Consider the following 23,111-nt stretch of genomic DNA (forward strand, 5'->3'; position numbering starts at 1 on the left):
TATCACGCGTAAGTACACCCTTTCCATGCCCCCAAACCCTACTGGAGTCGTCCATGGCCCGCGTGACGGTTGAAGACTGCGTTGACAAGGTTCCGAACCGGTTCGAACTGGTGATGCTCGCCGCCCATCGGGCGCGCGAAATCCAGGCCGGATCGCCGATTACCGTGGATCGCGACAATGACAAGAACCCGGTTGTCGCCCTGCGCGAGATCGCCGATGAAACCCAGGCCGCAGAATCGCTGCGCGAGCGGATGATCGAAAGCCATCAGACCCAGATCGAGGTTGATGAACCGGAAGATGATCAGATGGCTCTGCTGATGTCGGGTGAAATCGACCGGCCGATGCAGGACGACATGTCCGAAGAAAAGCTGCTGCGCGCTCTGATGGAAGCACAGGGCGAGCTTTGATCGGCGAACTCTAAGGGGAGAACCCCGCATCAGGGGCGATGATGATCGACGTAGAAGACCTCATCGCCCTTGTCCGGAACTACAATCCGCGCACCAATGCCGATCTGATCCGACGCGCCTATGCTTACGGCATGGCGATGCACGAAGGTCAGATGCGCAAATCGGGTGAACCCTATTTCACCCATCCCGTCGCCGTCGCCGCCATTCTGACAGAACAGCGGCTGGATGATGCGACCATCGTGACAGCGCTGCTGCATGACACCATCGAAGACACCAAATCCACCTACACCGAGGTCGAACGCCAGTTCGGGACCGAGGTCGCCGAACTGGTCGATGGCGTCACCAAGCTGACCAACCTGCAACTGTCCAGCACCGAAACCCAGCAGGCGGAAAACTTCCGCAAGCTGTTCATGGCCATGTCAAAAGACCTGCGGGTGATTTTGGTCAAACTGGCTGATCGCTTGCACAACATGCGCACGATCAAAAGCATGAATTTGGACAAGCAGGCGCAGAAAGCCCGAGAGACGATGGAGATCTACGCCCCTCTTGCCGGGCGGATGGGCATGCAATGGATGCGTGAGGAACTGGAGGATCTGTCCTTCAAGGTGCTCAACCCCGATGCCCGCAATTCCATCATCCGACGCTTCCTGACCCTGCAGCGCGAAGCGGGCGACGTGGTCCACAAGATCACCGCCGACATCCGGTATGAACTGGAAAAGGTCGAACTGGAGGCGACGGTCTATGGCCGCGCCAAAAAACCCTATTCGATCTGGCGCAAGATGCAGGAAAAAGACCTCGCCTTCTCGCGCCTGTCCGACATTTACGGCTTTCGCATCATCTGCGCATCCGTGGCCGACTGCTACCGCATCCTTGGCGTGATCCACCAGCGCTGGCGCTCGGTGCCGGGCCGGTTCAAGGATTACATCAGCCAGCCCAAGACCAACGGCTACCGCTCGATCCACACCACGGTCTCGGGCCGCGACGGCAAGCGGGTCGAGGTGCAGATCCGTACCCGCGAAATGCACGAGGTGGCCGAGGCCGGGGTGGCGGCCCACTGGTCCTACCGCGAAGGCGTGCGCGCCCAGAACCCCTTTGCCATCGACCCCGGCAAATGGATCGCGTCAATGACCGAACGTTTTGACGAGGGTGATCACGACGAGTTCCTCGAACACGTCAAGCTGGAGATGTATTCCGATCAGGTGTTCTGCTTCACGCCCAAGGGCGATGTGGTGCAGCTGCCGCGCGGGGCGACGCCGCTGGATTACGCCTATTCGATCCACACCCGCATCGGCAATTCCTGCGTGTCGGCCAAGGTCGATGGCATCCGCGTGCCGCTGTGGACCCGGCTGAAAAACGGCCAGTCGGTGGAAATCATCACCGCCGAAGGCCAGCGCCCGCAGGCCAGCTGGATCGATATCGTGACCACGGGCCGCGCCAAGGCCGCCATCCGCAAATCTTTGCGTGAAGAGGACAAGAGCCGCTTTATCAAGCTGGGGCAGGAACTGGCCCGCGCCGCCTTTGACCATGTGGGCAAGAAGGCATCGGAAAAAGCCCTGCGCACCGCCGCAAAGATGCTCGGCCTGAACGATCAGGAAGACCTGCTGGCCCGGCTCGGCTCGGCAGAGCTTACCGCGCGCCGCGTGGTCGAAACGCTGTATCCTGAACTCGCCCGCGCTGATCTGGAAGTGGTCGATGCCACTCGCCCGGTTCTGGGCCTGTCCGATGATCAGGCCTTCCGCCGCGCGCCCTGTTGCCAGCCGGTACCGGGGGAACGCATCGTCGGCATCACCTATCGCGGCAAAGGGGTGGTGGCCCATGCCATCGACTGCCCCGCGCTGGAGGAGTTTGAGGAGCAGACAGACCGCTGGGTCGACCTCGCCTGGCACGCGGGCCGCCATGCCGCCGTACATACTGTGACAATGGAAATGACCATTGCCAATGACGCAGGCGTGCTGGGTCGCATTTGCACCTTGATCGGCGAGCAGCGCGCCAATATCTCTGACCTGAGGTTTACAGACCGCAAGCCGGACTTTTATCGTCTGATTGTCGATGTTGATCTTCGCGATGTCGAGCATCTGCATATGGTGATGACGGCGCTTGAGGCTGAAACCGATGTTGCCCAGGTTTCACGCCATCGCGATAAAACCCGCAAGCCATAGCGCAACCGCGCAGGCAGGGAAGGCAGGGAAAGGGGGCTGAACGGTGGTGTTTCGTCGCCGCAACAAACGGTCATGGCCAGAACGGCTCAAGGCGCTGGTCTATCCGCAAGGCGGATGGCTGCGCGCGGGCCAGTATGTCTGGCACCGTCTGTCGCGTCTGCCCGATCCGCCCCACCGCATTGCGCGCGGCATTTTTGCCGGGGTGTTTATTTCGTTCACCCCATTGTTCGGCCTGCACTTCTTTGCCTCGGCCCTGCTGGCCTTTTTGATGCGCGGCAACATGATCGCGGCGATTTTCGCCACTTTCTTCGGCAATCCCATCACCTTCCCGATCATCGCTGTCTCTTCGGTACAGCTGGGTCACTGGTTCCTCGGCACCGGCGTCGATGCTGTTCCGGCCCGGCTGATCCTGTCGGCCTTCGCCAATGCCGGGGGCGAGATCTGGTCGAACCTTCTGGCCACCTTTACGGGCGATCCCGCCCAATGGGGCCAGCTGCGCCACTTTTACTATGGCCTGTTCAAACCCTATCTGATCGGCGGCCTGCTGCCGGGGCTGATCGCGGCCACGATCTGCTATTATGTCAGCCTGCCAGTCATCCTCGGGTATCAGAAGATGCGCCAGAAAAAGCGGCGGGACCGGGCCGAAAAACTGCGCGAACGCGCAGCCGCTCGGCTGCGCGCCCGACAATCGGCCGATGACGGTGCCTCGGGTGGCAACTGAACCACCCCCGCCCGCGTTCACGAAACACTGTCCCCGGTGGACGATTTCTGACGTGCCAGTCACATCGAGTTCATGTATTGCGGCTTTTGTCATGCTAGGTCTGCGCCGTCTTGCGCAGCGGACCTGGTTTAAGCGAGGAACGACGTGGTTTTTAAAAGGCGCGACCCGCGCGGCTGGCTGGCTTGGCTGCGCGAGATGTTTTACCCTACTGGCGGCTTTCGTCGCGCGACCCGCTATGTCATTCATCGCATGCGCCGCCTGCCAGACCGCCCGCACCGGATTGCGCGCGGCGTGTTTGCGGGCAGCCTGATCGGTTTTCTGCCGCTGCCGGGCCTGCAGTTTCTGGGCGCCTGGGGGCTGGCCTTGCTGATGCGCGGCAATATCCTTGCCGCCCTGCTGGCCACCTTCAACTCCAACCCGATCACCACGCCATTCTTTGCGGTGGGGGCAATTTCGCTTGGCCACTGGATGCTTGGGATCGACACGCCGCTGAGCGCCGAAGCCATCGGCGATGGCTTTGCCCGCGCCGGATCAGAGCTGTGGCACAATTTCCTTGCGATCTTTGGCCCCGAAACCATGCACTGGGACGGCCTTGCGCAATTCTGGTCCGATATCTACCTGCCCTATTTCATTGGCGCGCTGGGGCCGGGCATCCTGCTCAGCCTGATCTTTTACTACATCACCATTCCGCTGGTCGAGGCCTACCAGAAAGCGCGGGCGGACAAGTTCCAGGAAAGCAGTGAAAAGCGCCTGCTGCTGCGGGAACGGCTGGCCGCTTTGGCCAAGCGCGGCGGGGATGCGGCAAAAGACCCTGTACCGGGCACAAAACAAGGGGATGACGACACCCCGCCCGCAGCCTAACCTCTGCCCCAAAGATCAGGAGGCCGCCTATGATACACGCAAGCAAACTCCGGCTCGGGGTCAACATTGACCACGTGGCCACCCTGCGCAACGCCCGTGGCTCTGCCTGGCCCGATCCGCTGCGCGCGGCCCTGCTGGCCCAAGCGGCAGGGGCCGACGGCATCACCGCCCATCTGCGCGAAGACCGCCGCCACATCCGCGATGCCGATATGGCGGCGCTCAAGGCAGGCATCACCATCCCGCTGAACTTCGAATGTGGCGCGACCGATGAGATGCAGGCGATCTGCCTTGCCACCCGGCCACATGCCGTCTGCCTCGTGCCAGAACGGCGCGAAGAGCGCACGACCGAAGGCGGGCTGGATGTCGCGGGGGATGAAACCAGGCTGTCCGCCTTCATCACGCCCCTGCGCAGCGCCGGTGCGCGGATCAGCATGTTCATCAGCCATGATCCGCGCCAGATCGAGGCCTCGGCCCGCATCGGAGCCGCCGTGGTCGAGCTGCACACCGGGCTTTACTCCGACCTGCACGCCGAGGGCCGCGAGGAAGAGGCCGGGGCCGAACTGGCTGCGCTGCATCAAGGCGCAGGGCTTGCCCATTCCCTGGGGCTCGAAGTGCATGCCGGTCACGGCCTGACCTTCGCCAATGTCGCCCCCGTCGCCGCCATCCCTCAGGTGATGGAGCTGAACATCGGCCATTTCCTGATCGGCGAGGCGGTGTTCATGGGCCTTGGGCCGGCCATCGCCGAGATGCGCCGGTTGATGGATGCGGCGCGGGGGCTGTAAGGGTGGCATCGGCGGTGGATCGCGACAAGCTGAGTATTGGGAAAAGGTGCAAACCAAGGCGGCAGCGCAAGCCTGAGACGTCGGCGCAATGATTTTGGGCATCGGCAGCGATCTGGCCAATATCGAGCGGATCGAGGCAACCCTCGCCCGTTTTGGCGACCGCTTCCGCGACCGGGTGTTCACCGAGCGTGAACAGCGCAAGGCCGCCAGCCGTCCGCATGGCGTGGCCGCCACCTATGCCAAACGGTGGGCCGCAAAAGAGGCCTGCTCCAAAGCCTTGGGCACCGGGCTGCGCATGGGCATCGCGTGGAAGGACATGGCGGTGACCAATCTGCCGACCGGCCAGCCGGTCATGCACGTCACCGGTTGGGCCGCCGACCGGCTGCGCCAGATGACCCCGCCGGGGCATGAGGCGGTGATCCATGTCACCCTGACCGATGACCACCCCTGGGCGCAGGCCTTTGTGGTGATCGAGGCCCGCCCGGTGACAGAGCCCGCACCGCCGGGCTGAACTTGACTCGGCGGGCATGCGGGCGCATGTAGCGGCCCGAAGAGCAGCAAGGTGAACACAGCATGGCCAGCAAGGCAAAAGAAGACGGCGGCATCGTCGAGACGATCAAGACGGTGGTCTATGCGCTGTTGATTGCAGGCGTCTTCCGCACCTTGTTTTTCCAGCCGTTCTGGATTCCTTCGGGCAGCATGAAGGACACGCTGCTGATCGGTGATTTCCTGTTCGTGAACAAGATGGCCTATGGCTACAGCCGCTATTCCTGCCCCTTTGCCGCCTGCCCCTTCTCTGGCCGCCTGTTCTTCAGCGAACCCGAACGCGGCGACGTGGTGGTGTTCCGCCATCCGGTCAACGGCAGCGATTTCATCAAACGCCTGATCGGCATGCCCGGCGATACCGTGCAGATGCGCGGCGGCATGGTCTATCTGAACGGGGCCGAGGTGCCGCAGGAAGATGTGGGCGTGTTCAGTGAGCTTTATGAACAGCAGGGCCCGATGGGCCAGTTGCCGCGCTGCGAGAACGGTCCGGTGGGGCAGGGCGATACCTGCACCAAATCTAAATCGCGCGAAACACTGCCCGGCGGTCGCACGCATGATGTGCTCAACATCGACACCAATGGCGCGGGCGACAACACCGATGTATTCACCGTGCCCGCCGGACATTACTTTTTCATGGGCGACAACCGCGACAACTCGCAGGACAGCCGCTTTGTGCAGGCCGTGGGTGGGGTAGGCTTTGTGCCAGCCGACCACCTGATCGGTCGCGCCGACCGGATCATGTTCTCATCTGCTGGCCGCTCGATGCTGTATTTCTGGACCTGGCGGTCTGACCGGTTCTTCAAGGCGGTGGAATGAGGCTGGCAGCGGACCTCAAGGCCTTTGAAGGCCGGATCGGGCACAGCTTCCACACGCCCGATCTTCTGGTCCGCGCGGTCACCCATGCGTCCTTGTCGTCGCAGACCCGCCCCGACAACCAGAGGCTGGAGTTTCTGGGTGACAGGGTGCTGGGCCTTGTGATGGCCGAGGCGCTGCTGGGGGCCGATGAGGCTGCGAGTGAAGGCCAGCTTGCGCCGCGCTTCAATGCCATGGTGCGCAAGGAAACCTGCGCCGACGTTGCCCGCGCCATCGGGCTGGGCGAGGTGATGAAGCTGGGCCGGTCGGAAATGCTGTCCGGGGGCCGCCGCAAAGAAGCGCTTCTGGGCGACGCGATGGAAGCGCTGATTGCTGCCGTCTATCTGGACGGCGGGTTCGATGCCGCCCGCGCCATGGTGCTGCGGCTGTGGTCCGACCGCATTGGAACTGTGGACCATGACGCCCGCGACCCCAAGACCGCCCTGCAGGAATGGGCGCAGGCCCGTGGCATGACCCCGCCTGCCTATACACAGACCGGGCGCACCGGCCCGGACCATCAACCGATATTCACCGTCGAAGTGACGCTGGACAACGGCGCGCGCGAAACCGCCTGCGCAGGCTCCAAACGCATCGCCGAACAACAGGCCGCCCGCGCTTTGCTGGCAAGGCTGGAGCAAGAGACATGACAGACATATCCACCCGAGCCGGTTTCGTCGCGCTGATCGGCGAACCCAATGCCGGCAAGTCGACCCTGCTGAACCGCATGGTCGGGGCCAAGATCTCGATCGTGACGCATAAGGTGCAGACCACCCGCACCCGCATCCGGGGCGTGGCCATTGAGGGCCCGGCGCAGATCGTGTTCGTCGACACACCCGGCATCTTCCGGCCCCGGCGGCGGCTCGACCGCAGCATGGTCAAGGCCGCATGGGGTGGTGCCTCCGATGCCGATGTGATCGTGCTGATGATCGAGGCGCATCGCGGCATGACCGAAGGCGTTTCGGCCATCATCGACCGCATGCGCGATGAGATGCCGCAGGGCCAGCCCGTGGCGCTTGCCATCAACAAGATCGACCGGGTCCAGGCCGAAGTGCTGCTGGCGCTGGCCGAAAAGCTGAACGAAGCCTTCCCCTTTGCCAAAACCTTCATGATCTCCGCCGAAAAAGGCTATGGCGTCAAAGACCTGCGCGAATGGCTTGCCGGGCAGGTGCCCGAAGGCCCGTGGTTCTATCCCGAAGACCAGATCGCCGACCTGCCGATGCGCATGATCGCGGCCGAAATGACCCGCGAAAAGCTGACCCTGCGCCTGCACGAAGAACTGCCCTACCAACTGACGGTGGAAACCGAAAAGTGGGAGGACAAGACCGACGGATCGACCCGCATCGACCAGATCGTCTATGTCATGCGCGACGGCCACAAGGGCATCGTGCTGGGCAACAAGGGCGAGACGATAAAGGCCATCGGCTCAGCCGCCCGCGCCGATATCTCGGAGTTTCCGGGCCGCACTGTCCACCTGTTCCTGCAGGTCAAGGTCCGCCCGAACTGGCTGGATGAGCCAGAGCGCTATTCGGAAATGGGTCTAGACTTCAAAGACGGCGACTGATCTTGGCTGCCGATATCCGGCTCAAGGCTGACCTCTGGGTTTCCGCCTATCTCAACCGCCTGCGCCTTGCCGACATTCCCGCCTATGTCACCCGCAAGGGTGACGCCACGGCGGGCACCGTGCTGGTCAAGGTGGCTCTGCTCGATGGCACCGCCCGCGCTTTTGAGCGCGGCTATGACATGGCCACCGGCGCGCGCATCTGGCGGCTGATGTCTGAGGGGGCCGAGCGCGATGTCGATGCCCTGCTCAGCCGCGCCGGACAGCGTGACCCTGACCTGTGGGTGATCGAGCTGGAAGACAAGACAGGCCGCACCCTGCTGGAGGAAGACGGTCTAACCTAGCCGCCGTTTTAGCGCGATCAGCGTCATCCCGACACCGGCGAAGGCCAACACCATCCCGGCAGAATTCAGCGCCACGCCGCCCCAACCCAGTCGCGCCACATCCACAAACGGATAGGGCCAAAACCCGGTCACACCACCGCGCACCAAAGCATAGATCAGATAGGCCACGGGCCAGATCAACCCGCCGGTCAGGGCCTGCCACCGCGGCACGGGCGCAAACACCAGCCACCACGCCAGCGTCAGAACCGGTACTGCCGTGTGTAGCCCCTGATCCGCCCACCACGCCAGAGCCTGCGGATCGGACAACCCCGCCAGCAGCAAGTGATAGACCAGTCCTACCATCACAATGGCAAGTACTCCGGCAAAGGCCACACCCCCCGGCACCCTCCAGCGCATCGCCACAAGTCCCGTCAGCACAGCCACCAGCAGATTGGTCAGCACGGTGAAATAACCCGCCATCAGCCAGAGCGTGGCGGTCGCAGGTCCACTGCCTGGCATCATCCGGCTGGCATCAAATTGCAGGCGCAGCGACAGCGCCGCCAACACAAAGACACTCAGGGCACCCAGACGGGCCGCGTTGGACACAGGTTTTCTCATCCCCCCAATCTGCACCGTCAGGCGCGGGCGGCAAGCCCCCTCTTGCTGCGCCCCTCCGCCCCTGCAAAGATCAGCCATGGAATGGCGCGAAGACGGCATCCTTCTCTCCATGCGGCTGCATGGCGAAGGCTCCGCAATCATCGAGGTGTTTACCAGCGGCCATGGCCGCCATTTCGGCGTGGTGCGCGGCGGAGCCTCGCGCAAGCGGGCACCAATGCTGCAACCCGGCGCGCAGCTGGATCTGACATGGCGGGCGCGGCTGGATGATCAGATCGGGGTATTTCTGGCCGAGCCCGTGCAGTCGCGCGCCGCCGTTCTGGAAAGCCCGCTGGCGCTCGCGGGCCTGACCGCGGCCTGCGGCTTGTTGCACATCAGTCTGGCCGAACGCGACCCGCATCCACAGTTGTACCGCCGCACCCAGATGCTGATGGATGCGATGGCGGGCGGGGCCGACTGGCTTGGCGATTACCTGCGCTGGGAATTGCTGCTGCTCGATGAAATCGGCTTCGGCCTTGACCTTTCGCGCTGCGCCATCACTGGCCAGCGCGACGATCTGGCTTTCGTCAGCCCGCGCACCGGCCGCGCTGTCAGCCGCGCCGCTGCCGGTGACTGGGCCCCGAAACTCCTTCCGCTGCCGCAGGCACTGATGGGGCAGGGGCCTGTCACCCGGGCCGAGGCGGCGCAGGCCCTTGCCATCACCGGTCATTTTCTGACCCGCGAACTGGCCAACGATGCCCGCTCCACCGCTTTGCCCGAATCGCGCAACCGCCTGCTGGCCCGCATCAGCCGCGCCACCCCCTGAGGCGGCGGGTCAGGGGGCCATGTGCCGTGAAGCCGCCCCACCCGTCACAAACGACCCGCAATGTCGCCCCCGACACAGACCTGCCGCCTGATCCTTGGGCAGATGGCGCGAGGACATGACATGGCCAATAAATTCATCCCCCTCCACCTGAAACACGCGCCGACCCCCCGGGTTGAGAGTTTCGCACTGCTGTCAGGCATCGAATCCGCCGTTCGCGGCATGCTGGTGTCGGCCATGCCTCTGGCGGTCTATGATGCGCTTGGCAGTGCCGAGGCGACGTCATCGGCCTATTTCGTCGCCGGCATCGTGTCGATGATCTGGGGGTTGATGGTGCCATGGGCAACCCGCCACATCCCGCGCCGCTGGATGTATACGCTGGGCTGCGGGCTCTATCTGGTCGGCATGGGGCTCGCGATCATCGGCACCGGCTGGGCGCTGCCACTGGCGCTGATGTGTCTTGCCATGGCCACGGCGACCACCTTTGTCTGCCTGAACGCCTATATCCTTGACTACATCGATCGCCAGAACCTTGGCCGCAGCCAGTCGATGCAAATGGTGTTTTCCGCCGGGCCATGGGCGGTGGGGCCATTGCTCGGGGTCTGGCTGCGCAGCGTCTGGGCACCGCTGCCGTTTCTGGTGGCGGGCGGCTGCGCGATTGCGCTTCTGGTGGCGTTCTGGGTGCTTCGTCTGGGCAATGGCAAGCAGATCAGCCGCTCCAAAGGCCCTGCCGCCAACCCGCTGGCCTATCTGTCCCGTTTCTTTGCACAACCGCGCCTGATCGCCGGCTGGCTGTTTGCGGTCATGCGGTCGTGTGGCTGGTGGGTCTATGTGGTCTACCTGCCGATCTTCTGCATCGAGGCAGGCTTGGGCGACAAGGTCGGCGGTGTGGCGCTGTCGCTGTCCAACGCGCTGCTGTTCGCTTCGCCCGTCATGCTGCGCCATGCCCGCGCGGCCTCGGTGCGCCGCACCGTGCGCTTTGCCTTCGGTGCCTGCGGCCTCTTGTTCATCGCCGCCGCTCTGTTCGCCCCGCTGCCATGGGCCACAGTCGCGGCCTGCATGGCCGCGGCAGTGTTTCTGGTGCTGTTGGATATCGTCGGCGGACTGCCCTTCCTGATGGCGGTCAAACCGTCGGAACGGACCGAGATGTCGGCGGTCTATTCCAGCTTCCGCGATGTGTCGGGCATCCTGACGCCCGGTGCTGCCTGGCTGGTGCTACTGGTGGCGCCGCTGCCGGGCATCTTCGCTGCCTCTGGTGTAGGGATGCTGGTGGCCTGGGCCATCTCGGGCCGGTTGCACCCCCGTCTGGGCAGCCAACGTGGAAGCGCCGCCTGAAAACGCACACAGCCGGGATCATCCCTATGGTCAATCGTTAAATGCCTATGGCCGCTGACAGGTCAAGGCGTTGATATAAAGCAATATCACACCCTGGCCCCCCTATGATGCATACCCCCTCAGTCCAGCAGCCGCCGGGCAATCACCTGCGCCTGAATTTCGGCGGCCCCTTCAAAGATGTTCAGGATGCGGGCATCGCACAGGATGCGGCTGATCTGGTATTCCAGCGCAAAACCGTTGCCGCCATGGATCTGCAAGGCATTGTCCGCCGCCGCCCAGGCCACCCGCGCCCCCAGCAGCTTGGCCATTCCTGCCTCCAGATCGCAACGCTTGTCATGGTCCTTTTGCCAGGCGCTGAAATAGGTCAGCTGCCGCGTCACCATGATCTCAACCGCCATCATCGCGAGCTTGCCCGCCACGCGCGGGAAGTCGATCAGCGGCTTGCCGAACTGCTTGCGGTCCTCGGCATAACTCATCCCCACATCCAGCGCGTTTTGCGCGACGCCAATGGCGCGGGCGGCAGTCTGGATGCGGGCGGACTCAAAGGTCTGCATCAGCTGCTTGAAGCCTTGGCCCTCCACTCCGCCCAGCAGGTTTTCACCCTTCACCTTGAAATCATCAAAGTTGACGGTGTATTCCTTCATGCCGCGATAGCCCAGCACCTCGATCTCGCCACCTGACAGGCCGGGGTCGGCAAACGGCGCCTCATCCGTGCCGGGGGTCTTTTCAGCCAGAAACATCGACAGCCCACGATAGTCGGTGGTCGCGTCGACAGAGCGGGCGAGCACCGTCATCACATGGGTGCGGGCGGCATGGGTGATCCAGGTCTTGTTGCCGGTGATCGTCCAATCCTCGCCGTCACGCCGCGCGCGGGTGCGCAACGCCCCAAGGTCCGACCCGGTGTTGGGTTCGGTGAACACCGCCGTCGGCAGGATTTCCCCGCTGGCCAGCTTGGGCAGCCACTGCGCCTTTTGCTCGGGCGTGCCGCCGCACAGGATCAACTCGGCCGCAATCTCGGTCCGGGTGCCAAGCGAGCCGACGCCGATGTAGCCGCGCGACAGTTCTTCCGACACCACGACCATGCTGGCCTTCGACAGGCCAAAGCCGCCGAATTCTTCGGGGATGGTCAGCCCGAACACGCCCATTTCCGCCAGCTGGTCGATGACCGACATCGGGATCAGTTCGTCCTTCAGATGCCATTCATGGGCAAAGGGCGTGACCTGTTCGGCAGCATAGCGGCGGAACTGGTCGCGGATCATCTCCAACTCGTCATCCAGCCCGGTCGCGCCAAAGGTCGCATTGGCCCGGCTGTCGCGCATCAGCGCCACCAGCGCCGCGCGGGCGGCACTTGTGTTGCCCTGCGCCATCAGGGTCTGCGCCGCCGCCCCAAAGGGCGCGGCCTCAAGCCCCAGATCCTGCAGGCGCGCGATTTCGCCCTGGCTCATCGGGATGCCGCCATGGATCTGATTCAGGTATTCGCCATAGGCGATCTGCAGGATCAGCCCCTCCATCTCGGCGAACCGCCCATCATCTTGCAGTCGCAGCGCCCAGGCCTGCATCTGCCGCAGCGCCTCGGTATAGGTCGCCAGCCAGGACAGTGCATGGGCGGCGTATTGATGCTCTTCCATCGCGGGGGCCGAAACTTTGCCCGCAACCGTCACCATGGCGCGCAGGTTTTCGCGCCCTTGCGTGAACACGGCCTCCACCTCGGGCAGGGCCTGAGCGGTCAGCCCAAGCAGGTCTGCCAGCAACGGCGAGGTCGGTTGGGTCTGTCCGTCATGGGCCATGGCGAGAGTCCTGTCCTTGAGTCTGTGGATGAGTCCGAGCTAATCACTTTGCAGGTGCAGCGCAACTTAATTTCAACATAAACTACGTCAACTGATCGAATGTGTCGCGGGCAAAGCGTCGCAGCCGCAACTAGTTCTTTCTGCGCTTGCCAAAGGGGTTTTCATTTCCGTCCCCGCGCGCGATGCAAGCGGGATGAACGACGCATTCATCCTCCATATCTCTGCAGGGCAGGGCCTTTGGCCGCTTCTGGTCGCGCTGGCCGTGACCCTGTTTGCCGGCTTTGTCAAAGGCGCCATCGGTTTTGCCATGCCGCTGATCATGATCTCGGCCTTTTCCGCGTTTCTGCCGCCCGAGGTGGCGCTGGCCGGGCTGATCCTGCCCACGCTGATCACCAACCTGAGCCAGGCCTTTCGCCAAGGCGTCGCCCCGGCGCGGGCGACTGCCTGGCAGTATCGGCGCTTTCTGATCGGCACGGTGGTCTTTATTGCCATTTCGGCGCAGGTCTTCGACCAGATCCCACGGGTGGCCTACCTGTTGCTGCTCGGCGTGCCGGTCACGGCCTTTGCCGCGCTGCAACTGGCCGGGGTGCCACTGGCTCTGCGGCTGGAGCATCGCAGCCGTGCCGAATGGGGTCTGGGGGTGATTGGCGGGCTGTACGGCGGGGTGTCGGGCATCTGGGGACCGCCACTGTTGGTGTACCTGTTGTCGATCAACGCCCCGAAGCTGGAGGCGATCCGGGCGCAGGGCGTGGTCTTCCTGATCGGCGCGGTGGCGCTGCTGGCCGCGCATCTGGGCACCGGGCTGGCCAACGCGCAGACGCTGGCGTTTTCGGCGGCGCTGGTGGTGCCTGCACAGGTCGGGATGGTGCTGGGCTACCAGTTGCAGGACCGGCTGCCACAGGCACGGTTCCGGCGCTGGACACAAGCCCTGTTGGTGGTGACCGGGCTCAATCTGGTGCTACAGGCGCTGGTGATCTGAGGCAGACGTGCTCTGCGCTGGAATATCCGGCAAGCCGCAAATGCAAAGCGCCCGCGTGGGTGACACGCGGGCGCTGAGTATGGTCAGGGTATGATCTACGTATGCTTAAGGTATGGCAAACGTAGGGCTGTCTGTGCGCAGTCAGCAGATGGCGGCGGCTTTGATATCGTCGTCGATATAGGGCACGTATTGCCCGAAGTTCTTCGAGAACATCTCAACCAGCTTGCGCGCCTGCGCATCATAGGCACCCGCATCGGCCCATGTCGTGCGCGGGTTGAGCAGCGTGGCGTCAACGCCCGAGACTGCAACCGGCACGTCAAAGCCAAAGTTCGGATCGCGGCGGAATTCAACCCCCGCCAGCGAACCATCCAGTGCCGCCGTCAGCAGGGCGCGGGTCGCCTTGATCGGCATCCGCTTGCCGGTGCCGTAAGCCCCGCCGGTCCAGCCGGTGTTGACGAGCCAGCAGGTCGCCCCCTGTTTCAGGATCTTTTCCTGCAACAGCTTGCCATAAACCTCGGGCCGGCGCGGCGTGAAGGGCGCGCCGAAACAGGTCGAGAAGGTTGGCGTGGGTTCCGTTACCCCCCGCTCGGTGCCTGCCACCTTGGAGGTGAAGCCCGACAGGAAATGATACATCGCCTGCGCCGGCGACAGCCGTGCAATGGGGGGCAGCACGCCAAAGGCGTCGCAGGTCAGCATCACCACATGTCTTGGGTGGCCGCCCAAGCCCGTATCCGACGCGTTTGAAATCGCCTCCAGCGGATAGGCGCAGCGGGTGTTGTCGGTCAGCGAGTTGTCAGAGAAGTCCAGTTCCAGCGTTTCAGGGTCGAACACCATGTTCTCGACCACAGTGCCAAAGCGCGAGGTGGTGGCGTAAATCTCTGGCTCGGCCTTGGGGTCCAGGTTGATGGTCTTGGCATAGCAGCCACCTTCAAAGTTGAAGATGCCGCGATCCGACCAGCCATGTTCGTCATCGCCGATCAGCGTGCGGTCGGGCGCGGCGGACAGCGTGGTCTTGCCGGTGCCCGACAGGCCGAAGAACACCGCCGCATCCACCGGATTGCCGATGGCATGGTTTGCCGAGCAATGCATCGGCATCACACCCGCTTCGGGCAGCAGGTAATTCAGGATGGTGAAAACCGATTTCTTGTTCTCGCCCGCATAGGCGGTATTGGCGATCAGCACGGTTTTTTCGTCAAAGTTCAGCGCGATCACGGTTTCGGTGCGGCAGCCGTGCCGGGCCGGGTCGGCCTTGAAGCTGGGGATGTTGATGATGGTCCATTCCGGGGTGAAGCCATCCAGTTCAGCTTGCGCGGGACGGCGCAGGAGGTGGCGGATGAACAGCCCGTGCCAGGCCAGTTCCGCAACCACCCGCACATCCAGCCGGTGCAGCGGATCGGCCCCGGCGTAGAGATCTTGCACGAACATGTCGCGCCCCTTCAGATGCGCCAGCATGTCGGCCTTGAGCAGGGCGTAGGCGTCTGGCGTCATCGGCGCATTGTTGTCCCACCAGATCGTGTTTTCGACAGAAGGGGTGCGGACCACGAACTTGTCCTTGGGCGACCGGCCGGTGAACTGCCCGGTCGAGCACAGGAACGCGCCACCCTTGCCCAGACGCCCTTCACCGCGCGACACCGCGGCATCGACAAGGGCAGGCTCGATCTGGTTGTAATAGACGTTGCCCAGACCTGTGATGCCTTGTGCCTCAAGGGTCTGTTTTGGGTTCGCGCGTCCGTGGTTCATCCTGCAAGCTCCCGTTGCCCGCACCGCAGCGCGGACTGATTTCGGTCAGATTCGGTATCCGGGCCAATAGGATACCGGTGGCGCCCAGGGCCATTGGTCGACACAAGTCGCGTATAACACAGCGATGACGTTTCGGAACAGGCGGCATCACCACAGTTAGCGCAACCATCCGCAGTTTAGCGCAACCATTTCCCATCTGGTCATGGAAGTGAGGCAAATTAGCCATTCCTTGGCAATTATCTTGTCAGATGGGAACCGAAACCGAGGTGATTCGCAGTTCGTTGTTGATTCCGTTAACGGTTCCACGGATCATGGTGCAAAAATAAGCGTATACGGGCAGTCACAAGGATACTCACACCATGGCAAGGATCGCCCTTGTTGACGACGACAGGAATATCCTGACGTCGGTCGCAATGACACTGGAAGCCGAAGGGTTCGAGGTTGAAACCTATAATGACGGTCAGTCGGCCTATGATGCGTTCACACGCCGCATGCCCGACATGGCCGTGCTGGACATCAAGATGCCGCGCATGGACGGGATGGATCTGTTGCAGCGCATCCGCCAGAAGACCAGCATGCCGGTCATCTTCCTGACGTCAAAGGATGATGAGATTGACGAAGTGCTCGGCCTGCGGATGGGGGCCGACGACTATGTGAAAAAGCCGTTCAGCCAGCGGCTGCTGGTCGAACGGATCCGGGCGCTGCTGCGCCGTCAGGATGCCATCGCCACCGGTGAGGTGGCGGTCACCGAAGAAACCAAGATCATGGAACGCGGCCACCTGCGGATGGACCCGTTGCGCCATTCGGTCAGCTGGAAGGGGCTCGATGTCTCCCTGACCGTGACCGAATTCATGCTGTTGCAGGCCCTTGCCCAGCGGCCCGGCTTCGTCAAGTCGCGCGATCAGCTGATGGACGTGGCCTATGATGATCAGGTCTATGTCGACGATCGCACTATCGACAGCCATATCAAGCGTCTGCGCAAGAAAATGCGCTCGGTGGACGATGAGTTTTCGGCCATCGAAACGCTGTATGGCATTGGCTATCGCTACAACGAAGCATGACCGCTATGCCCCAGGCCGGCCCCAGGGATCCACAGAACCCAAAGGGCGGTGACGTCCTTCTGAGTGAGGATTGGGTCTCGCCCGAGGCGGCCGACCCGGTTTTGCGCGAAAGCCGGGGGCGGCGCAGCCTGGTGTCGCTGAACCGTTCGCCGCTGGCGCGCAAGATCATCATCTTCAATCTGATGGCGCTATTGGTGCTGGTTGCGGGCGTATTGTTCCTCAACCCGTTCCGCGACAGCCTTGTGGTGCAGCGCGAACAGGCCTTTGTGACCGAGGCGCAACTGGTCGCCGATGTGTTCGAGGCGCGCCTGCCAGCCCAAGGCGTGGTCGATATGGGCCCGGACAGCCTTTTTGCGCAATCGATCGGGGATATCAGCCTCAGCTCTGGCACCTCGATCCTTGTGATCGAAAAGGGTGGCCGCGTGGTGGGGTCCGCCACTGGCGGAACGCGGGTTCCGGTGGACGGGGAAGATCAGTCGACCCTGATCACCGACTTTCTGAATGCGGTCTGGGAGAATGCCTCTGCGCTGGTGGCCTCTAATGGCGGGCGGGGCGCGGCCATAGAGCCCGAAAGCCTGGCACGCGCCCTGTTTGAACGGGCAATGGCCGGGCAGACGGCGGTCAACCTTGGCACCGGTGCCGAAGGCGGCGCGCTGTTTTCGGTGGTCAGCCCGGTTGAACGGGCCGGTGAGGTGCTGGCCGTCGTCGCTCTGATCAGCGCCGAGGGCGAGATTGACGCACTGGTGCGCAACGAACGCGAACAGATCCTGCAGATGTTTCTGGTGGCGCTTTTGGTGTCCATCGGGCTCAGCCTTGTGCTGGCCTCTACCATCGCCAACCCGCTGTCGGATCTGGCCGCCGCCGCCGAACTGGGCCACGACCGGGATGCGCGCAAGATGCAGCCGGGGCGCATCCGCATCCCCGATCTTGCCGGGCGCCCCGATGAAATCGGGCGGCTGTCGGTGGCCCTGCGCGGCATGGTGGCCGCCCTTTACGACCGGATTGACGCCAATGAACAATTCGCCGCCGATGTGGCACATGAAATCAAGAACCCGCTGGCCAGCCTGCGCTCTGCCGTGGCCTCGATGCATCTGGCCAAACGCGACGACCAGCGCACCCGTCTGCTGGACGTGATCGACCATGACGTGCGCCGCCTTGATCGTCTGGTCAGTGACATCTCCAATGCCTCGCGGCTCGACAGCGAGTTGGTCAAGGAAGAGGAAGAGAATTTCAACCTGACCAAGACCCTGCAAAACCTGTGCGACTATCTGGGCCAGCAGGCGAACGAAAAGGGGGTCGAACTGATCACCGATTTCCCGGCGGACCCGATCATGATTTCCGGGCTGGAGGCGCGTCTGGCGCAGGTTTTTGTCAACCTGATCTCCAACGCGGTGTCGTTCTGCGACGAAGGCGATGCCGTGCGGGTCTGGACCCGCAAGCGCGACAACCGTGTGCTGGTCGTGGTCGAAGACACCGGCCCCGGCATTCCCGAACAGGCGCTGACCAAGGTGTTCAAGCGGTTCTATTCCGAACGCCCGCAGGGCCAGTTCGGCAATAACTCCGGCCTTGGCCTGTCGATCTCCAAGCAGATCGTCGAGGCGCATGGCGGCGTGATCTGGGCCGAAAACATCCGCCCCACCAACGCCGATGCCACCTCTGACCCGCTGGGCGCACGGTTCATCGTCGGCCTGCCGGTCTGAGGTCGGAGCAGGTCGGGGTCATGACGGCACCGCTGATCCTTCACGCCACCACCGTCGCCTTTGAGGGGCGCGCCATCCTGCTGACCGGCGCATCGGGCAGCGGCAAATCTTCACTGGCGCTGCAACTGATGGCCATCGGGGCGACATTGGTGGCCGATGACCAGACCGTGCTGACCCTGGACGGCACGCAGATCATCGCCAGTTGCCCCGCGCCCATTTCCGGGCTGATCGAAGCGCGGGGTGTTGGCCTTCTCAACGTGCCGCATCTGGCGCAGGCCACCGTGGCGCTTGTGGTCGATCTGGACCATGCAGAAACCGACCGTCTGCCTGTTTATCAGCATATCACCATAATGCGACAGCGGCTTTCCCTTGTACTTGGCAGCAAATCGGCCCATTTTCCTTCTTCGCTCAAACACTATCTTCTGTATGGGCGCCAGGATTAGCAGGCTGGAAAACGTGGCAGATACCGCTCATCTTCACCCAACGGACCATGAGGTGGTTCTGGTGACTGGCCCGTCCGGGGCCGGCAGATCCACTGCGGTCAACGCGCTGGAGGATCTGGGGTATGAGGTGATCGACAACCTGCCACTGTCGCTGGTTCCCCGTCTGATCGACGGGCCGCCGACCGCGCAACCGCTCGCCCTTGGCCTTGATGTCCGCAACCGCGATTTTGCCGCCTCCAGCCTGATCGAACTGATCGACCGGTTGACCCGCGATCCCCGCGTGCAGCTGACGGTGCTTTATCTTGATTGCCAGCCCGCCGTTCTGGTGCAGCGCTACAGCGAAACCCGCCGCCGCCACCCGCTTGCCCCCAGCGACAGCCCCGAAGCCGGGATCGAGCGTGAAATTGACCTGCTCGCACCCATCCGGGCCCGCGCCGACCACCTGATCGACACCACCGATCTGACCGTGCACGGGCTTAAGGCCGAAGTTGCGCGCTGGTTTGCCCGGGGGCAGGGGCCGACCCTGTCGGTCTCGGTGCAAAGCTTCAGCTACAAACGTGGCGTGCCGCGCGGGGTCGATCTGGTGTTCGACTGCCGTTTCTTGCGCAATCCGCATTGGGAGCCGGCCCTGCGCGGCCATGATGGCCGCGATTCGCAGGTGGTGGACCACATCCGCGCCGACCCCCGCTTTGCCGAATTCACCCAAAGGGTGAGTGGGTTGATCACCTTTCTCCTTCCGGCCCATCTGGATGAGGGGCGTTCGCATGTCAGCATTGCCTTCGGCTGTACTGGCGGGCAACACAGGTCTGTTGCCGTAGCGGAAATGATGGCTGACACCCTTGCAGAGTCTGGCTGGGCAGTGTCAAAACGGCATCGGGAACTGGAACGACGGGCGGCCGCCGATCCATCGGCCACGGGCGTGCAGGCAACAAGGATGGACTGCGTTTGATCGGAATCGTGATCGTGGCACATGGCGGCCTTGCGCGCGAATATCTCGCCGCCGTCGAACATGTCGTCGGCCCGCAAATCGGCATGCGCGCCATTTCCATCGAAGATGACCATGACCGCGCCGCCAAGCAGTCTGAGATCTGCGGCGCTGCGGATGCGGTTGATCAGGGCGCAGGCGTTGTGGTGGTTACCGACATGTTCGGCGGCTCGCCTTCCAACCTGTCGCTCATGGCCTGCTGCGGCCCCGACCGCCGGATCATCTATGGCGCAAACCTGCCGATGCTGATCAAACTCGCCAAAACCCGCGACGTTCCGGTGGCAACGGCGGTGGCCGCGGCGCTGGATGCCGGGCGCAAATACATCAACAGCCTCGACCTGGGCGGAGGGGCCTGAATTTGGTGGATAAAACGCTTCATATCGTCAACGAAAAGGGCCTTCACGCCCGGGCAAGCGCCAAGTTCGTCGAAGTGGTCGAAGCGCATGACGCACAGGCGCAGGTTACCAAGGACGGCATGACCGTGTCGGGTGATTCCATCATGGGGCTTTTGATGTTGGCAGCTTCTCGCGGAACCTCTATTGAGATACGAACCACGGGGGCCGAGGCGGACCCTTTGGCCGAGGCGCTCAGCGTGCTGGTGGCCAACCGCTTCGGAGAAGAGTACTGAGCCACTGAGTGGTGCAGAAAGGCCGACGGATCGTGACCGAACATCCGCAGATAGAGACCCATATTCGCAACGGGGCCCGTCGCGGGCTGCCGGAGCGACCCTATGACATGCGCCGCCTTTCCTATGCCGGCAGTTTTTCCAACCCGGTCAAGGCCGGGGCAATCCGCGCCATCGAATGGCTGACCGCCAAAATCACCCTGCTGCGGCTGATCCGCGAGTTTGAACGCGCGGGGGCGCCTTTCGGCTCGCCGTTCTGGCCCAAGGCCTTGCGCCATATGGGTATCCGCATCGACACCCCGCCGGAAGAGGTGGCGCATATTCCGCCAACCGGCCCGGTTGTTGTGGTGTCAAACCACCCGCATGGTCTGGTCGACGGCATGATTCTTGCCGAAATCGTTAACCGGGTGCGGTCAGATTTCAAGATCCTGACCCGTTCCCTGCTGACGGGCATTCCCGAGGTCGAGGAATTCATGATCCCGGTGCCTTTCCCGCATGAAGAAAATGCGCGCGAGGCGGGGCTGGTCATGCGCAACGAGACGATGGAGCATCTCAAGCGCGGCGGCGTCATCATCCTGTTCCCCGCGGGCAAGGTCGCGATGTCCGAAGGCTTCTTCGGCCCTGCGGTCGAATCGGAATGGAATGTCTTTACCCACAAGATGATCCAGCGTTCAGGGGCCACCATTGTGCCGGTGCATTTCACCGGCCAGAACAGCCGGGTGTTTCTGATCGCCAACAAACTGTCCGATACCCTGCGTCAGGGCCTGCTGCTTTATGAAATCAAGCGCGCCCTGTTCAAACCACAGCGCCCCCATATCGGGGCCGCCATCCCGGCGTCCGAACTGGCGAAGTGGGAAGGCAACCCGCGCGGTTTTCTGGCCTGGCTGCGCCAGCATACGCTTGACCTGGGGACATAACCGCGCGCGCCGGAAGGCACGCGCGAATGTTCTCAACGTGTGGGCACCGGCGTTTCGCCGCGATAGTCATAGAACCCTCGCTGGGTCTTGCGGCCCAGCCAGCCGGCCTCGACATATTTGGTCAGCAGCGGGCAGGGCCGGTATTTCGTATCCGCCAGCCCGTCATGCAGCACGTTCATGATGGCAAGGCAGGTGTCCAGCCCGATGAAATCCGCCAGTTCCAGCGGACCCATCGGATGATTGGCCCCCAGTTTCAGCGATTCGTCGATCGACTTGACCGAGCCAACCCCCTCATACAGCGTATAAACCGCCTCGTTGATCATCGGCATCAGGATGCGGTTGACGATGAAGGCGGGGAAATCCTCAGCACTGGCAGCGGTTTTGCCCAGCTTGCGCACCACCGCATGCATCGCATCCCAGGTTTCCTGATCGGTGGCGATGCCCCGGATCAATTCCACCAGCTGCATCACCGGCACCGGGTTCATGAAATGGAAACCCATGAACTTTTCCGGCCGGTCGGTGCGGCTGGCCAGCCGGGTGATCGAAATGGACGAGGTGTTCGAGGTCAGAATCGTGTGCGGCTTGAGATGCGGCAATAGGTCTTCGAAGATCGCCTGCTTGACCGTCTCGCGCTCGGTCGCGGCTTCGATGATCAGGTCACACGGCCCGACTTCGGCCAGGACCAGCGTGGTCTTGATCCGCGACATGGCGGCCGCCTTGTCTTCGGCGCTGACTTTGCCGCGCGTGACCTGCCGTTCGATATTGCGGTCGATGAGCGCGATGGCATTGGTCAGCGCCGCTTCGTTCACATCTGTCAGGATCACATGATATCCGGCAAGGGCAAAGACATGGGCAATGCCATTGCCCATCTGCCCGGCCCCAACCACGCCCACGCTCGATATGTCCATCCCGGATGTCCTTTTTCTACTTTTGGCGCAACCATAGGCGCGGCACCCCGACGGGGCAAGGGCGCTGCGTTGCAGCGCATTTGCCTCAAATCCCGCAATTAGCGGATTGGTAACGGAAACCTGTGAATCTGCCCGCGGGTGACTAAAATTGTGGTGGGTGTAATGACATATGAAAAACCGGGCGCCGGTGCGCTCGACTATTACCCATGTCGGTATGGCGCGTCCCGGGTCACGTTCCGTGGTCCGCGCCGCGATCTGGACCGGCCCTATGTGGTCATGCTGGGCGGCACGGAGACCTATGGCAAATTCGTGCCCGAGCCGTTTCCGGCGCTGGTCGACTCGGCAACCGGCCTGCGTGTGGTCAATCTGGGCGTCGTCAATGCGGGGCTCGACCTGTACCTCAAAGACCCCGGCCTGCTCGACATCGCGGCGCGCGCCGAAGTGGCCGTGGTGCAGATCGTGGGCGCGCAAAACCTCAGCAACCGTTTCTATTCGGTGCACGCCCGTCGCAATGACCGGTTTCTGTGTGCCTCGCCGGTCCTGCGCAACCTATATGACGAGGTGGTTTTTACCGAATTCAGTTTCACCCGTCACATGCTGCACGCCCTGCAAGCGCTCTCGGCCGACCGGTTCGAGGTGGTGGCCGAAGAGCTGCGCACCGCCTGGGTCGCCCGGATGAAAACGCTGCTGGCCTCGCTGCCCTGCCCGACCCTTCTTCTGTGGATCGGCGATACCCCGCCTCCTATGCCGGGGCGGCGGTCTGATCTGGCCCAGAATCCGCTGCTTGTCGATGCTGAAATGGTCGCTGCCCTGCGCGTCCGGGCGACCTGCTATCTTGAAATCGCGCCCTCGGCTGCGGCCTTGGCGCGCGGCACGTCCGGCATGGCTTTTTCAGCGCTGGATGAACCGGCGGCACAGTCGTTGCCCGGCCCGGCCGTCCACCGCCAGATCGCTGATCAGCTGGGGCCAGAGCTTTTGCGTCTGCTGTAAACGCAAACGGGCACC

General features: G+C 63.0%; 25 protein-coding genes. 21 read left to right on the forward strand and 4 right to left on the reverse strand.

All coding sequences use genetic code 11. The features are described from left to right. Positions 1-53 precede the first annotated feature (53 nt). The 10 genes from rpoZ to EEB11_RS04490 all read left to right on the forward strand — a co-directional run bounded on the left by rpoZ (position 54) and on the right by EEB11_RS04490 (position 8,230). On the forward strand, positions 54-407 hold the full coding sequence (gene rpoZ, locus EEB11_RS04445) for a DNA-directed RNA polymerase subunit omega (protein ID WP_135429205.1): 354 nt from the start codon (positions 54-56) through the stop codon (positions 405-407). 41 nt (positions 408-448) lie between these two features. After that, positions 449-2,566, forward strand: a complete 2,118-nt coding sequence (locus EEB11_RS04450; protein ID WP_135429304.1) for a RelA/SpoT family protein — start codon at positions 449-451, stop codon at positions 2,564-2,566. Positions 2,567-2,609: 43 nt separating this feature from the next. Beyond that, the gene (locus tag EEB11_RS04455) at positions 2,610-3,287 is read left to right on the forward strand and encodes a DUF2062 domain-containing protein (protein WP_135429206.1); all 678 of its coding nucleotides are present in this window, start codon (positions 2,610-2,612) and stop codon (positions 3,285-3,287) included. Positions 3,288-3,431: 144 nt separating this feature from the next. Then, a complete protein-coding gene (locus tag EEB11_RS04460; RefSeq protein ID WP_135429207.1) occupies positions 3,432-4,148 on the forward strand; it encodes a DUF2062 domain-containing protein in 717 nt (238 codons plus the stop codon). A gap of 29 nt (positions 4,149-4,177) precedes the next feature. Further along, complete coding sequence (locus EEB11_RS04465; protein WP_135429208.1) at positions 4,178-4,930, forward strand: pyridoxine 5'-phosphate synthase; 753 nt, start codon at positions 4,178-4,180, stop codon at positions 4,928-4,930. Between the two features lie 88 nt (positions 4,931-5,018). Then, the gene (acpS, locus tag EEB11_RS04470; RefSeq protein ID WP_135429209.1) at positions 5,019-5,441 is read left to right on the forward strand and encodes a holo-ACP synthase; all 423 of its coding nucleotides are present in this window, start codon (positions 5,019-5,021) and stop codon (positions 5,439-5,441) included. Between the two features lie 62 nt (positions 5,442-5,503). After that, a complete protein-coding gene (gene lepB, locus EEB11_RS04475; RefSeq protein ID WP_135429210.1) occupies positions 5,504-6,292 on the forward strand; it encodes a signal peptidase I in 789 nt (262 codons plus the stop codon). Continuing rightward, the gene (gene rnc / locus EEB11_RS04480) at positions 6,289-6,975 is read left to right on the forward strand and encodes a ribonuclease III (RefSeq protein ID WP_135429211.1); all 687 of its coding nucleotides are present in this window, start codon (positions 6,289-6,291) and stop codon (positions 6,973-6,975) included. The genes lepB and rnc overlap by 4 nt, the downstream gene beginning before the upstream one ends. A gap of 5 nt (positions 6,976-6,980) precedes the next feature. After that, the gene (era, locus tag EEB11_RS04485) at positions 6,981-7,889 is read left to right on the forward strand and encodes a GTPase Era (RefSeq protein WP_167852654.1); all 909 of its coding nucleotides are present in this window, start codon (positions 6,981-6,983) and stop codon (positions 7,887-7,889) included. A 2-nt stretch (positions 7,890-7,891) separates the two neighbouring features. Beyond that, positions 7,892-8,230 (forward strand): DUF1491 family protein, encoded by a 339-nt coding sequence (locus tag EEB11_RS04490; RefSeq protein WP_245298766.1) that lies wholly within the window; start codon positions 7,892-7,894, stop codon positions 8,228-8,230. Here EEB11_RS04490 and EEB11_RS04495 read toward each other — a convergent pair. Continuing rightward, a complete protein-coding gene (locus EEB11_RS04495) occupies positions 8,222-8,827 on the reverse strand; it encodes a Pr6Pr family membrane protein (RefSeq protein WP_135429213.1) in 606 nt (201 codons plus the stop codon). The genes EEB11_RS04490 and EEB11_RS04495 overlap by 9 nt on opposite strands. Before the next feature lie 76 nt (positions 8,828-8,903). Between EEB11_RS04495 and recO the strand changes: the two genes are divergently transcribed. Then, a complete protein-coding gene (recO, locus tag EEB11_RS04500) occupies positions 8,904-9,629 on the forward strand; it encodes a DNA repair protein RecO (RefSeq protein WP_135429214.1) in 726 nt (241 codons plus the stop codon). A 60-nt stretch (positions 9,630-9,689) separates the two neighbouring features. Then, positions 9,690-10,961, forward strand: coding sequence for an MFS transporter (locus tag EEB11_RS04505; RefSeq protein WP_245298767.1), 1,272 nt, complete (start codon positions 9,690-9,692; stop codon positions 10,959-10,961). 119 nt (positions 10,962-11,080) lie between these two features. Here the strand turns inward: EEB11_RS04505 and EEB11_RS04510 are convergent, their stop codons facing one another. Further along, positions 11,081-12,748 (reverse strand): acyl-CoA dehydrogenase family protein, encoded by a 1,668-nt coding sequence (locus EEB11_RS04510; protein ID WP_135429216.1) that lies wholly within the window; start codon positions 12,746-12,748, stop codon positions 11,081-11,083. A gap of 193 nt (positions 12,749-12,941) precedes the next feature. Between EEB11_RS04510 and EEB11_RS04515 the strand changes: the two genes are divergently transcribed. Further along, positions 12,942-13,727, forward strand: coding sequence for a sulfite exporter TauE/SafE family protein (locus EEB11_RS04515; RefSeq protein WP_135429217.1), 786 nt, complete (start codon positions 12,942-12,944; stop codon positions 13,725-13,727). 141 nt (positions 13,728-13,868) lie between these two features. On the opposite strand, the gene EEB11_RS04520 is transcribed toward EEB11_RS04515, so the two are convergent. Further along, positions 13,869-15,467, reverse strand: coding sequence for a phosphoenolpyruvate carboxykinase (locus EEB11_RS04520; protein WP_135429218.1), 1,599 nt, complete (start codon positions 15,465-15,467; stop codon positions 13,869-13,871). Between the two features lie 359 nt (positions 15,468-15,826). Between EEB11_RS04520 and EEB11_RS04525 the strand changes: the two genes are divergently transcribed. The 7 genes from EEB11_RS04525 to EEB11_RS04555 are packed head-to-tail and all read left to right on the forward strand — an operon-like array spanning position 15,827 to position 21,198. Continuing rightward, on the forward strand, positions 15,827-16,528 hold the full coding sequence (locus tag EEB11_RS04525; RefSeq protein ID WP_135429219.1) for a response regulator transcription factor: 702 nt from the start codon (positions 15,827-15,829) through the stop codon (positions 16,526-16,528). Next, a complete protein-coding gene (locus EEB11_RS04530) occupies positions 16,525-18,228 on the forward strand; it encodes a sensor histidine kinase (RefSeq protein WP_135429220.1) in 1,704 nt (567 codons plus the stop codon). Before EEB11_RS04525 ends, EEB11_RS04530 begins: the two co-directional genes overlap by 4 nt. Before the next feature lie 20 nt (positions 18,229-18,248). Further along, positions 18,249-18,671 (forward strand): HPr kinase/phosphorylase, encoded by a 423-nt coding sequence (locus EEB11_RS04535; protein ID WP_135429221.1) that lies wholly within the window; start codon positions 18,249-18,251, stop codon positions 18,669-18,671. After that, positions 18,655-19,620: an RNase adapter RapZ gene (gene rapZ / locus EEB11_RS04540; protein WP_135429222.1), complete on the forward strand. Its 966-nt coding sequence runs from the start codon at positions 18,655-18,657 to the stop codon at positions 19,618-19,620. The genes EEB11_RS04535 and rapZ overlap by 17 nt, the downstream gene beginning before the upstream one ends. Then, entirely contained in the window at positions 19,617-20,012 is a 396-nt protein-coding gene (locus EEB11_RS04545; RefSeq protein ID WP_135429223.1) for a PTS sugar transporter subunit IIA, read from the forward strand. The genes rapZ and EEB11_RS04545 overlap by 4 nt, the downstream gene beginning before the upstream one ends. A gap of 2 nt (positions 20,013-20,014) precedes the next feature. Beyond that, on the forward strand, positions 20,015-20,284 hold the full coding sequence (locus EEB11_RS04550) for an HPr family phosphocarrier protein (RefSeq protein ID WP_135429224.1): 270 nt from the start codon (positions 20,015-20,017) through the stop codon (positions 20,282-20,284). Positions 20,285-20,316: 32 nt separating this feature from the next. Beyond that, positions 20,317-21,198 carry a lysophospholipid acyltransferase family protein gene (locus tag EEB11_RS04555; protein ID WP_245298770.1) on the forward strand — a complete coding sequence of 294 codons (882 nt, stop codon included), beginning with the start codon at positions 20,317-20,319 and terminating at the stop codon, positions 21,196-21,198. 32 nt (positions 21,199-21,230) lie between these two features. On the opposite strand, the gene EEB11_RS04560 is transcribed toward EEB11_RS04555, so the two are convergent. After that, positions 21,231-22,106, reverse strand: a complete 876-nt coding sequence (locus tag EEB11_RS04560; RefSeq protein WP_135429225.1) for a 3-hydroxybutyryl-CoA dehydrogenase — start codon at positions 22,104-22,106, stop codon at positions 21,231-21,233. Positions 22,107-22,268: 162 nt separating this feature from the next. Here EEB11_RS04560 and EEB11_RS04565 point away from each other — a divergent pair, with 162 nt between their 5' ends. Then, on the forward strand, positions 22,269-23,096 hold the full coding sequence (locus EEB11_RS04565) for a DUF6473 family protein (RefSeq protein WP_135429226.1): 828 nt from the start codon (positions 22,269-22,271) through the stop codon (positions 23,094-23,096). Positions 23,097-23,111: the final 15 nt, after the last annotated feature.

The organism is Pseudotabrizicola sediminis (genome assembly GCF_004745575.1).
Lineage (GTDB): Bacteria > Pseudomonadota > Alphaproteobacteria > Rhodobacterales > Rhodobacteraceae > Pseudotabrizicola > Pseudotabrizicola sediminis.

Excerpts from the sequence above, each read along its gene's own strand:
- rpoZ (WP_135429205.1), top strand. The coding sequence starts at position 54 with ATGGCCCGCGTGACGGTTGAAGACTGCGTTGACAAGGTTCCGAACCGG.
- EEB11_RS04450 (WP_135429304.1), top strand. The coding sequence starts at position 449 with ATGATCGACGTAGAAGACCTCATCGCCCTTGTCCGGAACTACAATCCG.
- EEB11_RS04465 (WP_135429208.1), top strand. The coding sequence starts at position 4,178 with ATGATACACGCAAGCAAACTCCGGCTCGGGGTCAACATTGACCACGTG.
- acpS (WP_135429209.1), top strand. The coding sequence starts at position 5,019 with ATGATTTTGGGCATCGGCAGCGATCTGGCCAATATCGAGCGGATCGAG.
- lepB (WP_135429210.1), top strand. The coding sequence starts at position 5,504 with ATGGCCAGCAAGGCAAAAGAAGACGGCGGCATCGTCGAGACGATCAAG.
- rnc (WP_135429211.1), top strand. The coding sequence starts at position 6,289 with ATGAGGCTGGCAGCGGACCTCAAGGCCTTTGAAGGCCGGATCGGGCAC.
- EEB11_RS04495 (WP_135429213.1), bottom strand. The coding sequence starts at position 8,827 with ATGAGAAAACCTGTGTCCAACGCGGCCCGTCTGGGTGCCCTGAGTGTC.
- recO (WP_135429214.1), top strand. The coding sequence starts at position 8,904 with ATGGAATGGCGCGAAGACGGCATCCTTCTCTCCATGCGGCTGCATGGC.
- EEB11_RS04505 (WP_245298767.1), top strand. The coding sequence starts at position 9,690 with ATGTCGCCCCCGACACAGACCTGCCGCCTGATCCTTGGGCAGATGGCG.
- EEB11_RS04510 (WP_135429216.1), bottom strand. The coding sequence starts at position 12,748 with ATGGCCCATGACGGACAGACCCAACCGACCTCGCCGTTGCTGGCAGAC.
- EEB11_RS04515 (WP_135429217.1), top strand. The coding sequence starts at position 12,942 with ATGAACGACGCATTCATCCTCCATATCTCTGCAGGGCAGGGCCTTTGG.
- EEB11_RS04520 (WP_135429218.1), bottom strand. The coding sequence starts at position 15,467 with ATGAACCACGGACGCGCGAACCCAAAACAGACCCTTGAGGCACAAGGC.
- EEB11_RS04525 (WP_135429219.1), top strand. The coding sequence starts at position 15,827 with ATGGCAAGGATCGCCCTTGTTGACGACGACAGGAATATCCTGACGTCG.
- EEB11_RS04530 (WP_135429220.1), top strand. The coding sequence starts at position 16,525 with ATGACCGCTATGCCCCAGGCCGGCCCCAGGGATCCACAGAACCCAAAG.
- EEB11_RS04535 (WP_135429221.1), top strand. The coding sequence starts at position 18,249 with ATGACGGCACCGCTGATCCTTCACGCCACCACCGTCGCCTTTGAGGGG.
- rapZ (WP_135429222.1), top strand. The coding sequence starts at position 18,655 with ATGGGCGCCAGGATTAGCAGGCTGGAAAACGTGGCAGATACCGCTCAT.
- EEB11_RS04560 (WP_135429225.1), bottom strand. The coding sequence starts at position 22,106 with ATGGACATATCGAGCGTGGGCGTGGTTGGGGCCGGGCAGATGGGCAAT.
- EEB11_RS04565 (WP_135429226.1), top strand. The coding sequence starts at position 22,269 with ATGACATATGAAAAACCGGGCGCCGGTGCGCTCGACTATTACCCATGT.